Below are 13,583 nucleotides of genomic sequence, written 5' to 3'. Positions count from 1 at the left end.
CCGGCGGGCACTAGCCTCGTGCCGAGATGACCGACGTACCTCCCGCGGAGACACAGCTACCCGAGACCCTGCTGATCACGCTCGTCGGCAAGGACCGTCCGGGCGTGACCTCGGCGATCTTCTCGGTGCTGGCCGAGTCCGGGGTCGAGGTCGTCGACATCGAGCAGATCGTGCTGCGTCGCCGGCTGATCCTCGGAGTCCTGGTGACCGCCCCGCGGGACTGGAAGAGGTTGCGCGACAAGGTGGAGGCCACCGCGAGCGCGCTCGGCATGACCGTCGACGTCGACCGCGGCACCGGCGACAACCGGCAACGTCTCGACGGGCGTTCACACGTGACCGTGATCGGGGCGCCGCTCAAGGCCCGCGCGTTCTCCGCCGTGGCCGGCAGGATCGCCGACACGGGCGCCAACATCGACCGCATCGAGCGGATGGCTCGATACCCGGTGACCGCGATCGACCTCCACGTCTCGGGCGCCCACACCGAGACCCTGCGCTCGGTGCTGTCGGTGGAGGCCGCCACCCACGGTCTCGACATCGCCGTGCAGCCGGCCAACCTCAGCCGGCACGGCATGCGGCTGATCGTGCTCGACGTCGACTCCACCCTGATCCAGGGCGAGGTGATCGAGATGATCGCCGCTCACGCCGGGGTCGAGCGCGAGGTCGCGGCCGTGACGGATGCGGCGATGCGCGGCGACCTCGACTTCGAGGCTGCCCTCGTCGAGCGCGTCGCCAAGCTGGCGGGCCTCGAGGCGACGGTCCTCGACGAGGTCTACGAGTCGATCGTGCTCACCCCGGGGGTGCGCACGATGGTGCGGACCTTGCGCCGGCTCGGCTACCGGTTCGCGATCGTGTCCGGTGGCTTCACCCAGATCACCGACCGGTTGGCCGACGACCTCGGGATCCACTACTCACGGGCCAACGAGCTCGAGATCGTCGACGGGCGACTCACCGGTCGCATCGTGGGCGACGTCGTCGATCGTGCGGGCAAGGCGGCCGCGCTGCGCCAGTTTGCCGCCGACGTCGGCGTGCCCCTCTCGGCCGTCGTGGCGATCGGCGACGGTGCCAACGACCTCGACATGCTCAACGCCGCGGGCCTCGGCATCGCCTACAACGCCAAGCCCGTCCTCCAGCAGGCCGCCGACACGGCGGTCAACGTCCCCTACCTCGACGCGATCATGTACATCCTCGGCATCTCCCGCGAGGAGATCGAGGCCGCCGACGCCGCCGATGGCGTCGTGACTCCGGCCCCGCCCGTCTGAGCGGGGGTCGCGTCAGCCGCGCCCGACGTAGTAGCCGACCAATGTCGCGCTGGCCTCGTCGAGGTCGCGCCACTGTCCCTCGTAGGCGAAGAGCGCGACGGCGCTGGTCGGGTAGCCGGACATCATCTCCGAGGCGACCTCGGGATCGCCCTCTCCGTTGTCGAGCAGAGAGGCGAGGTAGGCCATCGTCGGGTTGTGGCCGACGACGAGGATCGCGCTCGCCTCGGCGGCCGACTCCCGCAGCAGGTCGAGGGCGGTCTCCGGCCCGGCTCCGTAGAGGACCTGGGACAGTCGCGGCTCGAGGTCGTAGCCGCCGGCCGCCGCCACGCTGCGCCAGGTGCCGACCGTGCGATGCGCGGCCGACACCAGCGCCAGGTCGGGCACGAACCCCTGCTCGGCCAGCCAGGAGCCGGTGTCGGCGGAGTCGTGGCGGCCGCGCTCTGCGATCTCGCGCTCGAAGTCGGTGCGACCGGAGGGTTCGGCCTTGCCGTGGCGCATCACCGCGATGCGACGGCGCCTCGGCGCTCCGGCGGGACCGTCCGCACTCCCCTCGTCCTGCACCCGTCCACTCTCGCACCGGCTAGCCTGCGGTGTCATGCCGCCGACCGACAGCCGGGCCGACAACCGGGCCGACAACCGGGCCTTTGGCGCGTCCAGCCACTCGTCCGGGCCCGGACCGCTCCTCGTCATCGGCGGAGCCGAGGACAAGCTGCGCAAGCGAACCATCCTCAAGGAGTTCGTCGCCGCCTCCGGGGGCGCGGACGCACGGATCGCCCTGATCCCGACCGCGTCGTCGCTCGGCGACGAGGTCGTCGAGGTCTACGACGCGTTGTTCCGGCGGCTGGGTGCCGGCGAGGTGGTTCCGGTGCGGCCGGACAGCCGCGAGGAGGCCCACGATCCCGACCTGGTCAAGGCCGTGGGCGAGGCGACCGGGATCTTCATGACCGGCGGCAACCAGCTCAAGCTGTCGGCCGTCATCTGCGGCACCCCGCTCGGCGAAGCGATCGTGGAGGCACACCTCAGGGGCGCGGTGGTGGCGGGCACGTCCGCGGGAGCCAGCATCCAGTCCTCGCACATGGTCGCGTTCGGTGTCGGTGGTGCCACCCCCAAGCAGCGGATGACCCAGGTCGCCGCCGGGCTCGGGCTGGTGCAGAACGCCGTCATCGACCAGCACTTCGACCAGCGCAACCGCTACGGCCGCCTCTTGATGATCGTGGCCCAGTCGCCGCAGCTGCTGGGCATCGGCGTCGACGAGGACACCTGCGCGGTGATCAGACACGACGACATCGACGGCTCGCCACGTGAGGTGCTCAGCGTCATCGGCCGCGGCTGCGTGACGATCCTCGACCCTGCTCGCATCGTCTCCAACGCCTACGAGGCCAAGCGCTCCTCGCCGCTGCTGGCGAGCGGCGTCGTGCTCCACGTGCTGCCGGCCGGATCGTCGTTCGACCTGAGCAGCCGCAACCTCGTCCCCCAGGCCCCCATGATCGACCCGGAGGACGCCGCCGAGATCGCCGAGGCCCAGCACGACATGCGCCAGCTGGCGCGCGACATCGCCGCCGGCGACGCGAGTCCGGCTGCTCTGCGTAGACGACTGGCCCGCACTCGCACCAAGATCGGACCCAACGCCGACCCCCTGGAGGGACCCGCCTCGTGACCGAACGCCCCACGCCGGACCTGACCATCCTCGAGACGCGGGTCTACCGCGGGGCCAACATCTGGTCCTACGAGCAGGCCATCCACCTCGTGGTCGACCTCGGTCGGCTGGAGGACCACCCGACCAACACGCTGCCCGGCTTCACCGAGCACCTGCTGGAGATGCTCCCGGGACTGACCAACCACTCCTGCTCGCGCGGTCGCAGGGGAGGCTTCGTCGAGCGTCTCAACGAGGGCACCTGGCTGGGCCACGTCGCCGAGCACTGTGCTCTGGCACTCCAGCAGGTCGTGGGCCACGACATCCGCCGCGGCAAGACCCGGCAGGTCAAGGGACGCACGGGCGTCTACAACGTCGTCTACGGCTACGCCGACGAGCAGGTGGGTCTCGCGGCCGGGCGCCTCGCCGTACGCCTGCTCAACCATCTCGTGCAGTCCGACCCGGAGTTCGACTGGGAAGCCGAGCTCGAGAGCTTCATCCTGCGTGCCGAGCGCACGGCGTTCGGGCCCTCGACCCAGGCGATCCTCGACGAGGCCGTGTCGCGCGACATCCCTTGGATCCGGCTCAACCAGTACTCCCTGGTCCAGCTCGGCCAGGGCGTCCATGCCAAGCGGATCCGGGCCACCATGACGAGCGCGACCTCGGCGATCGCCGTCGACGTCGCCTCCGACAAGGACCTCACCACGCGGCTGCTCGGCGCCGCTGGGCTCCCCGTGCCCAAGCAGGAGTCCGTGCGCAGCGTTGAGGGCGCCGTGGCTGCGGCGAAGCGGATCGGGTTCCCCGTCGTGGTCAAGCCCCTCGACGGCAACCACGGTCGTGGCGTGTGCCTGGACCTGCGAGATGAGGACGCCGTCCGCGAGGCCTACCTCGTCGCCAAGGAGCAGAGCCGGCGCGGCACCGTGATCGTCGAGACGTTCGTGACGGGCAAGGACTACCGCTGCCTGATCGTCGACGGCCGCATGGTCGCGATCGCCGAGCGCGTCCCCGCCCATGTCGTGGGCGACGGTACGTCGAATGTCGAGCAGCTCGTCGAGCTCACCAACGCCGACCCGCGACGTGGTGTGGGCCACGAGAAGGTGCTCACCCGCATCAAGGTCGACGCTGGTGCCAAGGAGGTGCTCGCCGCCCAGGGCCACACCCTCGAGTCGGTGCCCGACAACGGCGAGATGGTCAAGCTCGCCCTGACCGGCAACATGTCGACCGGTGGCATCTCGATCGACCGCACCTTCGAGGCGCACCCCGAGAACGTCGAGATCGCCGAGGAGGCCGCCCGCATGGTCGGCCTCGACATCGCGGGCATCGACTTCATCTGCCCCGACATCACCGAGCCCGTGCGCGAGACCGGTGGTGCGATCTGCGAGGTCAACGCCGCGCCCGGCTTCCGGATGCACACCCACCCGACCATCGGCGAGCCGCAGTTCATCGCCAAGCCCGTGGTCGACATGCTCTTCCCGCCTGGGGCGCCGAGCAGGATCCCGATCATCGCGGTCACCGGCACCAACGGGAAGACCACGACCAGCCGGATGGTCGCCCACATCTTCAAGGGCATGGGCCGCAAGGTCGGGATGACCTCGACCGACGGCGTGGTCATCGACGAGCGCCTGCTGATCCGCGCCGACGCCTCCGGGCCGCGCAGCGCCAAGATGGTCCTGCAGAACCCACGCGTCGACTTCGCGGTCTTCGAGGTCGCGCGTGGCGGCATCCTGCGCGAGGGTCTCGGCTACGAGCGCAACGACGTCGCCGTCGTGCTCAACGTGCAGCCCGACCACCTCGGCCTGCGCGGCATCGACACCGTCGAGCAGCTCGCCGATGTGAAGGCGGTGCTGGTCGAGGCGGTCCCACGTGACGGGCACGCCGTGCTCAACGCCGACGATCCGCTCGTGCGCGAGATGCGTCGTCGCTGCTCGGGCCAGGTCGTCTGGTTCTCGATGGAGGAGCCGGGCTCGCCGGCCCGCGAGATGATCGAGGCCCACTGCCGCCGAGGCGGGAAGGCGCTGGTCCTCAACCCTTCGGACCGCGGCGAGATGATCGTGGTCAAGCACGGCCGGCGCGAGATGCAGTTGGCGTGGACACACCTGCTCCCCGCGACGTTCAGCGGGCGGGCCCGGATGAACGTCCAGAACGCCTTGGCCGCCGCGGCAGCCGCCTTTGCCGCAGGTGCGCCGCTCCACGACATCCGCCAGGGCCTGCGCACCTTCTCCACCAACTACTACCTGGCCCCCGGACGCCTCAACGAGGTCGATGTCAACGGCGTCAACGTGATCGTCGACTACTGCCACAACGCCCCGGGCATGAAGATGCTGGGCGACTTCGTGGACCGCGTCGGCGAGTCTCTCTCGCACGACCTGGCCCGGCCCTCCCGCATCGGCGTCATCGCCACCGCGGGCGACCGTCGCGACGAGGACATGCGCGAGCTCGGCGACATCGCCTCGCGCCACTTCGACGTCGTGATCGTGCGCGAGGACCAGAACCGCCGCGGCCGCAAGGCCGGCGAGGTTGCCGGCCTGGTCGTCGAGGGCGTCAAGAGGGGCATGGTCGACGGCGCCCGGTGCAAGCAGGTCGAGGAGGTGCACGACGAGATCAAGGCCGTGCGTCATGCGATGGCCCGCGCCAACGTCGGGGACCTCGTCGTCTTCTGCGTCGACAAGCACCCAGCGGTGATGGCGGAGCTGGAGAACTGGTCGCAGCAGGCCTACGCCGGCGCCGGCGCCTCTCCCGACGCACCCACCGCCGACCCCGACTACGTGCCGGCGGAGACGACCTCGTCGTGATCGAGCAGCGCCTCGGGGAGCTCGCGCAGGAAGCGTCGGTCCCCGGCGCCGTGCTCGGCGTCTGGGACGGCAGCGAAGCGACCATCACGCCGTACGGCGTGGTCAGCACGCGCACCGGCCAGCCGACGTCGGCCGACAGCGTCTTCCAGATCGGGTCGATCACCAAGACCTGGACCGCCACGATGGTGGCCCAGCTCGTGGAAGAGGGGTGGCTGTCCTACGACGCGCCGGTCGCGGACCTGCTTCCTGGTGTGCGCACCGGGAGGGACGACGCCTCGGACCGCATCACGATCCGGCACCTGCTCACCCACAGCAGTGGGCTGGACGGCGACGTGTTCGACGACACCGGGCGCGGCGACGACGCCGTGGAGCGCTACGTCGAGCTGCTGGCCGACGTGGAGCGGACCTTCGAGCCGGGTGCGGCCTACTCCTACTGCAACAGCGGCTTCGTGCTGCTCGGCCGGATCATCGAGGTGCTCGACGGACGCACGTGGGAGGAGTCCCTGCGCGAGCGGCTGGTGAGGCCGCTCGGCCTGACCAACACCGTGACCCTCCCGGAGGAAGCGATCCTCCGATCCGCTGCGATCGGGCACCACGGACCGCCAGACGTCGTGCCGCACAGCACCTGGACCCTCCCGAGGGCGATCGGCCCCGCCGGCCTGATCACCTGCTCGGCCGCCGACCTGCTGGCCTATGCCCGTCTGCACCTCGACCGTGGTGCCGGCCTGCTCAGCGAGACCGCCGTCCTCCAGATGTGGGAGCAGCAGCTGCCGATCCCCGAGCAGCTCGGTGGGATCGGGCTCTCGTGGCGCGTCGCATCCTGGAACGGCGAGCGCGTGTTGGCTCACGACGGCGGCACGGTCGGCCAGATCGCCAAGCTGCGGCTGCTCCCGGACCGCGGCTTCGCCCTCTGCCTGCTGACCAACTCCGACAACGGCGAGGCCCTGGCCGAGCGGCTGCTCCCCGAGGTCCTTGCCGAGCTGGCCGGCGTCACGGCGCCAGACCTGCCGGTCCCGGACCCCGCCATCGAGGTGAGTGGCCTGGAGCGGCACGTAGGTCGCTACTCGCGGCGAGGTGTCGACTTCGACGTCGAGCAGGACGCCGAGCGGGGTGACGCCGAGCAGGGCGCCGGGCTGCGGGTCACCATCCGGCCGCACTTCGGGATCGGCGGCCTCGACGAGGTCGAGACGGTGACCATGCTGCCGACCGACGCGTCCGGCGACCGGTTCGCCGGGCGTCCTGCCCCGACCGAGGCCTGGTGGCGGATCGCCTTCGCGACCCTGCCCGACGGACGTCCTCAGCTGTTCTCCTCAGGACGAGTGGCTCCCCGGGTATGAAACCCGTCCTACCCGCGCGACGCGTGAGGGAGGATCGGCGCATGCGCATCCTGGTCGTGTCGGACCTCCACTACCGGCTGCCCCACTTCGACTGGCTCGTGGACAACGCAGCCCGGGCCGACGTGGTCGTGATCGCGGGCGACCTCGCCGACGTGGTCAGCCCGGTGCCCCACGACGTGCAGACCGTCGTGATCGCCAAGTACCTGCGGCGGATCGCGGAGCACACGACCTTGCTGGTGGCCTCGGGCAACCACGACCTCGACGGCCCCGGCTGGCACGGCGAGCAGATGGCCACGTGGCTGCGCCGCATCGGTCACGGCGACCTCCACGTCGACGGCGCCTCGGTCGACGTCGGCGACACCAGGTTCACGGTGTGCCCCTGGTGGGACGGCCCGATCACCCGCGACGAGGTCGGCGTCCAGCTGGCCGAGGCGGCCCGCACACGCCCGGCCCACTGGGTCTGGATCTACCACGCACCTCCCGCCGGCACCCCGCTCTGCCACGACGGCCGACGTACGTTCCCCGACCACGAGCTTGCCGAGTGGATCGGGCAGCACCAGCCCGACTACGTGATGTGCGGGCACATCCACCAGTCTCCCTGGGCGACGGACGGCTCCTGGAACGCGCAGATCGGGAGGACCTGGGTCTTCAACCCCGGCAAGATGATCGGCAACACGCCGGCTCACATCACCCTCGACACCGACGCCGGCACGGCCGACTGGTTCGGCATCACCGACCGCGACAGCCTGGTCCTCGCCTCAGGCTGCGCCCCGGCCGGGTCAGTGGGTGTGGTCGCCCTCGGGGTCGCGAGCCGAGCCCGTCTGTGGCTTGGGCCCCTGGTGGTGCACCAGCTGGTCGAGGATCGCGTCGACCATGGCCAGGTGACCGCCGGCATCGGCGAACTGCTGCTTCACGTCGACCAGGTACTGCGTCAGGCCGTCCAGCCTCGAGGCCGTCGTGCGCAGCACGGCCAGCGCCGCACCTGACTGCTGGGTGAGGAAGGTGAGAGGGTCGGCTATCCGCCGCACGGTGACCTCACCGATGGCGCGCACGGTCGCCGTCGCAGGTCGCTGGAGAACCGCTGACATCTCGCCGAAGACCGCCCCAGGCGAGTCGACCCGGGCGAAGGGGACGCCGTCGTGCTCGATCTGGAGCTCGCCCGACACCAGCACGAAGATGGGTCCCGGCGCCGCACCCTCCTCGACGAGGACCTCGCCTTGGGCCAACGTGGTCTCGGGGTAGCCGGTGCTGAGCTCGAGCAGGTCGGTCATGGGCTCCAGTGTGTCTCTCCCGGGATCAGTCGCCGCGCGCCGCCCGAACTTTGGCAGCCAGTGTCGCCGGGTCGTCGGCCGTGCCACCTCGGGCGGCGATCCAGTCGTAGGCCTCCTGACGCTCGGCGTGACACATCAGGCCGACGACGTCGCCGGACCGTGCCTGCTCGACCAGTGCCGCCAGCGACTCGACCTCGGTGTCGTAGGACGCCACGTCGGTCATGCCCACCCGCTCCAGGCCAGCCCGGAACAGGCCGTCCATCTCCTGCTGGTCGCGGCCCCGCAGGTACTTCTGCTTGTGGCCGATGGCCACGACGTCGGCGCCCATGCCCGCGATCTCGCCGAGCCGCTCGAGCAGCTCGTCCTGCCGGTCTCCCACGGCACCCAGGCCGAGCAGGATGCGCGCACCGGGCCGACGTACGCCGTTCATGATCTCGAACATCGCCTCGAGCCCAGCCTCGTTGTGGGCCAGGTCCATCACCACGGAGAACGTGCCGGCGGGGTTGTTCACGGAGAAGAAGTTCATCCGGCCCGGGTTGTGCTCGGCATCCGGCCTGAACGTCCTCAGCCCCTCCACCACCGCCTCGACCGGGATGCCGATGGCCAGGGCCGCGGACGTCGCGGCGAGCGTGTTCTCGACGTTGAACCGCGAGAGCCCCGCGAGTGTCATCGGTACGTCGACCAGCTCGACGACCGGCAGTGCGTCGGAATGCGGGGTGAGCACCGAGACCCAGCCGTCGATGACGCTGGTGGCCCGGCCGCCATGATTGAGGATCTCTCGGACGGCCGGTGAGTCGGGGTCACGGGAGAACACCCACGGGCGGGCGCGGATCACCTGGCGCATCGCGAAGACCCGCGGGTCGTCGGCGTTGAGCACGGCCCAGCCGCTCTTGCGGGTGATGTGGGGCACGACCGCCTTGACCTCCGCGAGCTGGTCGAGGGTGTCGATCCCCTGCAGCCCGAGGTGGTCGGCGCTGACGTTGGTGACGACCGAGACGTCGTTGCGGGTCAGGCCGATGCCCTTGAGCAGGATCCCGCCCCGCGCCGTCTCGGTGACGGCGAGCTCGATGCCGGGATGGGCCAGCACCCGCCCGGCGCCGCTCGGACCGGAGTAGTCGCCGGCCTCGACCTGCACGCCGTCGATGTAGATGCCGTCAGTGTTGGACCAGCCCACGTGCTTGCCCCACGTGCGCGCGATGTGCGCGATCATCCGGCTCGTCGTGGTCTTGCCGTTGGTGCCGGTGACCGCGACGACGGGGATCTTGGGGGTGATCGTCGTCGGGCCCGAGCCGTCGGGGCTGTCGGCCACCCGCTGGGCCGCTCGCCCGACGACCTCGTCCACCTCGGCGCCGGGAAGCTCGTCGAGGACCTCCGCCACCGCCCGCCCCATCTCCTGGGCCCGCTCGCGGTGACGCCAGGGGTAGGCGACGACGAGCTGGTGCGGGTCGCTCGTTGTCCGCACGCGTACGGCGAGCCGGCTGGTCCCCGACTCATGAGCCACCGAACGCACCAGCCGGGACACGGCACGGGCAGCGAACCGCTGGCGGAATCCGCTGCCCGGCTCCCCCGGCCGAGCGTTGCGCAGCCCGATCCGAGCGGCGAACCGTCTCGCCTTGTCGGTCGGCACGTCGGCCAGGCCCGAGATGTCGAGGGTCAGCTTGATCGCCGCTCGCGGGAAGTACAGGTTGGGCCCTTCGAGGACCCGCAGCTCGACGAGGGACGTCACGCCCGGCACGCTAGCGGAGCCTCCGGACGGGCGGCGAGGCCGAACGGACCTCAGGCACCCATCGCGTGGAAGCCGCCGTCCACGTGCACGATCTCGCCCGTCGTGGCGGGGAAGAAGTCGGAGAGCAGGGCCACGACCGCCCGGGCGGTGGGTGTCTGGTCCGTCTCGTCCCACCCCAGTGGCGCGCGCTCCTTCCACATCGACTCGAGGTTCTCGAAGCCGGGGATGGCCTTGGCGGCCAGGCTCTTGATGGGGCCGGCCGACACAAGGTTCGCGCGGATCCCCTCGGGGCCGAGGTCGCGGGCCAGGTAGCGGTTGGTCGACTCCAGCGCCGCCTTGGCCACGCCCATCCAGTCGTAGGCCGGCCACGCGATCGTCGCGTCGAAGGTCAGCCCCACGATCGAGGACCCGCTCGACATCAGCGGACGGCACGCGGTGGCCAGCGACTTCAACGAGTACGCCGAGACCTGCACCGCCTGGGCGACGTCGGGCCAGGGTCCGTCGAGGAACTTGCCGCCCAAGATCGTCTCGGGGTTGCCGTAGGCGATCGAGTGGACGACGCCGTCGAGGCCGTCGACGTGCTCGCGCACGGCGTCGGCGAGGCCGGCCAGATGCTCGTCGTCGGTGACGTCGAGCTCGAGCACCGGGGGCTCGCTCGGCAGCCTCTTGGCGATCCGCTTGGTGATCCCGAGTGCTCGGCCGAAGTTGGAGATCAGCACCGTCGCGCCCTCCTCCTGCGCGACGCGTGCGACCGAGAACCCGATCGAGCTGTCCATCGTGACGCCCGTGACGAGGATCCGCTTGCCTTCGAGAATGCCCATGGTTCAGTGCCCCATTCCGAGTCCACCGTCGACCGGGATCACTGCCCCGGTGATGTAGGCCGCGCCGTCTGACGCCAGCCAGGTGACCGTCGCAGCGATCTCGTCGGTCGAGCCGTAACGACCCAGCGGGACCTGCGCCTTGTACTGCGCCTTGAGCTCCTCGCTCAGCGCATCGGTCATGTCCGTCTCCACGAAGCCCGGGGCGACGACGTTGGCGGTGATACCGCGGCCGCCGTACTCGCGGGCGATCGAGCGTGCCATCCCGACCAGGCCGGCCTTGGATGCCGCGTAGTTGACCTGGCCCCCCGAGCCGAGCAGGCCCACGACCGAGGAGATGAAGACGATCCGCCCGCGCCGGGCGCGCATCATCTTCGACACCGCACGCTTGGCCAGTCGGTAGGAACCGGTCAGGTTCGTGTCGATCACCGAGGACCAGTCGTCCTCCGACATCCGGACCAGCAGCGTGTCGGCGGTGATCCCGGCGTTGGCGACGAGCACCTCGACGGGACCATGGGCCGCCTCCACCTCCGCGAACGCCGCCTCGACGGCCTCGGGGTCGGTGATGTCGCAACGTACGTCGAGACAGCCGTCGGGAGCTCCCCCACTGCGGGTCGTCACGGCGACCCGGTCGCCGAGGGCCACAAACGCCTCGGCGATGGCCCGGCCGATGCCCCGGTTTCCGCCGGTGACGAGGACCGAACGTCCGGACGTCTCCTCTGGGTCGCTCACGCGCCTGACGCTAGCGTCAGTCGTCCTCGAGCCGGAAGCCGACCTTCATGCCGACCTGGAAGTGCTCGACCGCGCCGTCCTTGACCTGGCCACGCACCTGGGTCACCTCGAACCAGTCGACATGCCTCAGGGTGCGTGCGGCCCGCTCGATGGCGTTGCGCACCGCCTGGTCGATCCCATCGGGTGAGGTGCCGACGATCTCGGTCACGCGGTAGGTGCGGTTGGACAAGGGACCTCCCGGGGCAGGCCCGGCCGCTCGGGCCAGGCGTGGAGCGCCCAGGCTACCGACGTACAGTGGAGGAATGGCCCGGCACCCAGGCCGGCATCCCGTGGCTCGGCACCACACCGGTGAGGCAGTTCGCATCACCACGGTCGGCGCGAGCCGTGCGGAGGACATCGCAGCCCGACAGAAGCGCTACCTCCTCGCGATGGGCATTCGCACGGTGTGCTTCGTGGCCGCCATCGTCGTGACGATCACCTGGCTGCGCGTGCTCCTCATCGTCGCCGCATTGGTGCTGCCCTACATCGCCGTGGTGATGGCCAACGCCGGCGCTTCGAAATCCGAGGAGATCGGGCTGGTCCACGGCGCATCGACTGCGCGCGAGCTCCCAGAAGGGCCGGGATCGGCCGCCGATTCCGGTCCGGACCACCTTTGACAAGTGGCCAAAGCGTGCGAGACTTCTCCCGAAGTGCCGGACAGCTTCCCCCGTGGCTGTCCGGCACTTCTTGCTCTCTTGCCAGGAGGTCAGACCGCGTGAGCACCCCCGTCTGCTCCGCGAAGGGCTGCCAGGAAAGCGCCGTCTGGGCGCTGGTCTGGAACAACCCCAAGCTGCACACCGCCGACCGACGCAAGTCCTGGCTCGCGTGCGACGGGCACCGCGAGCAGCTGGCGTCCTTCCTCGGTGCCCGGCAGTTCTTGCGCGAGGTCGTGCCGGTCGCTGAGGCACCCGACGACCCCGGGCCTTCCTGACCGACGAGTCAGTGTCCGAGGCGACCGGGGTCAGCCGCCGATGGCAGACATGGGCCGGTCGGGCTGGAGGAACGTCGGGTCGTCGATGCCGTGGCCCGCGCGCTTGGTCGCCATCGCCGCCACCCAACGATCGGCGATCTCCTCGTCGGTGGCGCCGGCGCGCAGCGCCCCGCGCAGGTCGGACTCCTCCCGCGCGAACAAGCAGTTGCGCACCTGCCCGTCGGCCGTGAGACGCACCCGGTCGCAGTCGCCGCAGAAGGGTCGCGTCACCGAGGCGATGACGCCGACGGTCGCCGGACCGCCGTCGACCAGGAACAGCTCGGCTGGCGCACTCCCACGGGGCTCGACCGCCGGCGACAGCACGAACTCCTTCTCGAGGCTGGTGAGGATCTCCTCGGCGGTGACCATCTCGAGCCTGCTCCAGCTGTGCTGCGCATCGAGGGGCATCTGCTCGATGAAGCGCAGCTCGTAGCCGTGGTCGAGGCACCAGCGCAGCAGCTCGGGGCCCTCCGCGTCGTTGAGCCCGCGCAGCAACACGGCGTTGATCTTGATCGGGCCCAGGCCCGCCTCGGCGGCGGCCGCCAGACCCTCGACGACGTCGTGCAGCCTGTCGCGGCGGGTCACGGCGTGGAACGACTCGGGCCGGACGCTGTCGAGGCTGACGTTGATCCGGTCGAGTCCGGCCTGCCTGAGCGCGTGAGCGGTGCGGGCCAGGCCCAGCGCGTTGGTGGTCATCGAGATCTCGAGGTCGGGCGAGACGGCCCGGGTGCCGGCCACGATGTCGACGAGGCCGCGGCGCACGAGAGGCTCGCCACCGGTGAAGCGAACCTCTCGGATGCCGAGCAGCCGGACCCCGATGTCGATCAGCCGGACGATCTCGGTATCGGTGAGCACGCTCTCGTCAGGCAGCCACTCGAGGCCCTCCGCAGGCATGCAGTAGGAGCACCGGAGGTTGCATCGGTCGGTCAGCGAGACCCGCAGGTCCGTCGCGACGCGACCGAAGCGGTCGCCCAAGGTATGTGGCACCCGGCCAGTCTAGGTGGCG

13 protein-coding genes and 1 pseudogene are annotated in these 13,583 nt (G+C 70.5%); 7 read left to right on the top strand and 7 right to left on the bottom strand.

What is annotated here, in order from left to right; all coding sequences use genetic code 11:
- Positions 1–26: 26 nt before the first annotated feature.
- Positions 27–1,259, top strand: a complete 1,233-nt coding sequence (gene serB / locus ISU10_RS09355; protein ID WP_194696114.1) for a phosphoserine phosphatase SerB — start codon at positions 27–29, stop codon at positions 1,257–1,259.
- Positions 1,260–1,271: 12 nt separating this feature from the next.
- Here serB and ISU10_RS09350 read toward each other — a convergent pair whose 3' ends face one another.
- Positions 1,272–1,820 (bottom strand): SixA phosphatase family protein, encoded by a 549-nt coding sequence (locus tag ISU10_RS09350; protein WP_370865055.1) that lies wholly within the window; start codon positions 1,818–1,820, stop codon positions 1,272–1,274.
- A gap of 34 nt (positions 1,821–1,854) precedes the next feature.
- Between ISU10_RS09350 and ISU10_RS09345 the strand changes: the two genes are divergently transcribed.
- From ISU10_RS09345 to ISU10_RS09330, 4 genes are read left to right on the top strand one after another with little or no spacing between them, the layout of a single operon-like run.
- Positions 1,855–2,916 (top strand): cyanophycinase, encoded by a 1,062-nt coding sequence (locus tag ISU10_RS09345; protein ID WP_194696113.1) that lies wholly within the window; start codon positions 1,855–1,857, stop codon positions 2,914–2,916.
- Positions 2,913–5,684: a cyanophycin synthetase gene (gene cphA / locus ISU10_RS09340; protein WP_370865054.1), complete on the top strand. Its 2,772-nt coding sequence runs from the start codon at positions 2,913–2,915 to the stop codon at positions 5,682–5,684. Before ISU10_RS09345 ends, cphA begins: the two co-directional genes overlap by 4 nt.
- Complete coding sequence (locus ISU10_RS09335) at positions 5,681–7,021, top strand: serine hydrolase domain-containing protein (RefSeq protein WP_194696112.1); 1,341 nt, start codon at positions 5,681–5,683, stop codon at positions 7,019–7,021. The genes cphA and ISU10_RS09335 overlap by 4 nt, the downstream gene beginning before the upstream one ends.
- Positions 7,022–7,062: 41 nt before the next feature.
- Positions 7,063–8,007, top strand: coding sequence for a metallophosphoesterase family protein (locus ISU10_RS09330; protein ID WP_194696111.1), 945 nt, complete (start codon positions 7,063–7,065; stop codon positions 8,005–8,007).
- A 42-nt stretch (positions 8,008–8,049) separates the two neighbouring features.
- Here the strand turns inward: ISU10_RS09330 and ISU10_RS24090 are convergent.
- From ISU10_RS24090 to ISU10_RS09310, 5 genes and pseudogenes are all read right to left on the bottom strand, one after another.
- Positions 8,050–8,292, bottom strand: a pseudogene (locus tag ISU10_RS24090) (cyclic nucleotide-binding domain-containing protein); the annotation flags it as partial.
- A gap of 25 nt (positions 8,293–8,317) precedes the next feature.
- A complete protein-coding gene (locus ISU10_RS09325) occupies positions 8,318–10,018 on the bottom strand; it encodes a Mur ligase family protein (protein ID WP_194696110.1) in 1,701 nt (566 codons plus the stop codon).
- A 50-nt stretch (positions 10,019–10,068) separates the two neighbouring features.
- Positions 10,069–10,839: an enoyl-ACP reductase FabI gene (fabI, locus tag ISU10_RS09320; RefSeq protein WP_194696109.1), complete on the bottom strand. Its 771-nt coding sequence runs from the start codon at positions 10,837–10,839 to the stop codon at positions 10,069–10,071.
- A gap of 3 nt (positions 10,840–10,842) precedes the next feature.
- Positions 10,843–11,568, bottom strand: coding sequence for a 3-oxoacyl-ACP reductase FabG (gene fabG, locus ISU10_RS09315; RefSeq protein ID WP_194696108.1), 726 nt, complete (start codon positions 11,566–11,568; stop codon positions 10,843–10,845).
- A gap of 16 nt (positions 11,569–11,584) precedes the next feature.
- Positions 11,585–11,797 carry a dodecin gene (locus ISU10_RS09310; protein ID WP_194696107.1) on the bottom strand — a complete coding sequence of 71 codons (213 nt, stop codon included), beginning with the start codon at positions 11,795–11,797 and terminating at the stop codon, positions 11,585–11,587.
- Positions 11,798–11,870: 73 nt separating this feature from the next.
- Between ISU10_RS09310 and ISU10_RS09305 the strand changes: the two genes are divergently transcribed.
- Together ISU10_RS09305 and ISU10_RS09300 are read left to right on the top strand one after the other, a co-directional pair.
- Positions 11,871–12,224 (top strand): DUF3099 domain-containing protein, encoded by a 354-nt coding sequence (locus tag ISU10_RS09305; protein WP_194696106.1) that lies wholly within the window; start codon positions 11,871–11,873, stop codon positions 12,222–12,224.
- A gap of 98 nt (positions 12,225–12,322) precedes the next feature.
- Complete coding sequence (locus ISU10_RS09300) at positions 12,323–12,538, top strand: acetone carboxylase (RefSeq protein ID WP_370865053.1); 216 nt, start codon at positions 12,323–12,325, stop codon at positions 12,536–12,538.
- Positions 12,539–12,568: 30 nt separating this feature from the next.
- On the opposite strand, the gene moaA is transcribed toward ISU10_RS09300, so the two are convergent.
- Positions 12,569–13,564, bottom strand: a complete 996-nt coding sequence (gene moaA / locus ISU10_RS09295; RefSeq protein ID WP_194696105.1) for a GTP 3',8-cyclase MoaA — start codon at positions 13,562–13,564, stop codon at positions 12,569–12,571.
- Between the last annotated feature and the right edge of the window lie 19 nt (positions 13,565–13,583).

Source organism: Nocardioides agariphilus (assembly GCF_015352445.1).
GTDB lineage: Bacteria > Actinomycetota > Actinomycetes > Propionibacteriales > Nocardioidaceae > Nocardioides > Nocardioides agariphilus.
The sequence above is the reverse complement of the archived record's forward strand: the minus strand, read 5'-3'. Positions and strand labels throughout refer to the sequence as shown.

What these genes read in the sequence shown, in the direction of transcription:
- serB (WP_194696114.1), top strand. Translation starts at nt 27, where the DNA reads ATGACCGACGTACCTCCCGCGGAGACACAGCTACCCGAGACCCTGCTG.
- ISU10_RS09345 (WP_194696113.1), top strand. Translation starts at nt 1,855, where the DNA reads ATGCCGCCGACCGACAGCCGGGCCGACAACCGGGCCGACAACCGGGCC.
- ISU10_RS09330 (WP_194696111.1), top strand. Translation starts at nt 7,063, where the DNA reads ATGCGCATCCTGGTCGTGTCGGACCTCCACTACCGGCTGCCCCACTTC.
- fabI (WP_194696109.1), bottom strand. Translation starts at nt 10,839, where the DNA reads ATGGGCATTCTCGAAGGCAAGCGGATCCTCGTCACGGGCGTCACGATG.
- ISU10_RS09305 (WP_194696106.1), top strand. Translation starts at nt 11,871, where the DNA reads ATGGCCCGGCACCCAGGCCGGCATCCCGTGGCTCGGCACCACACCGGT.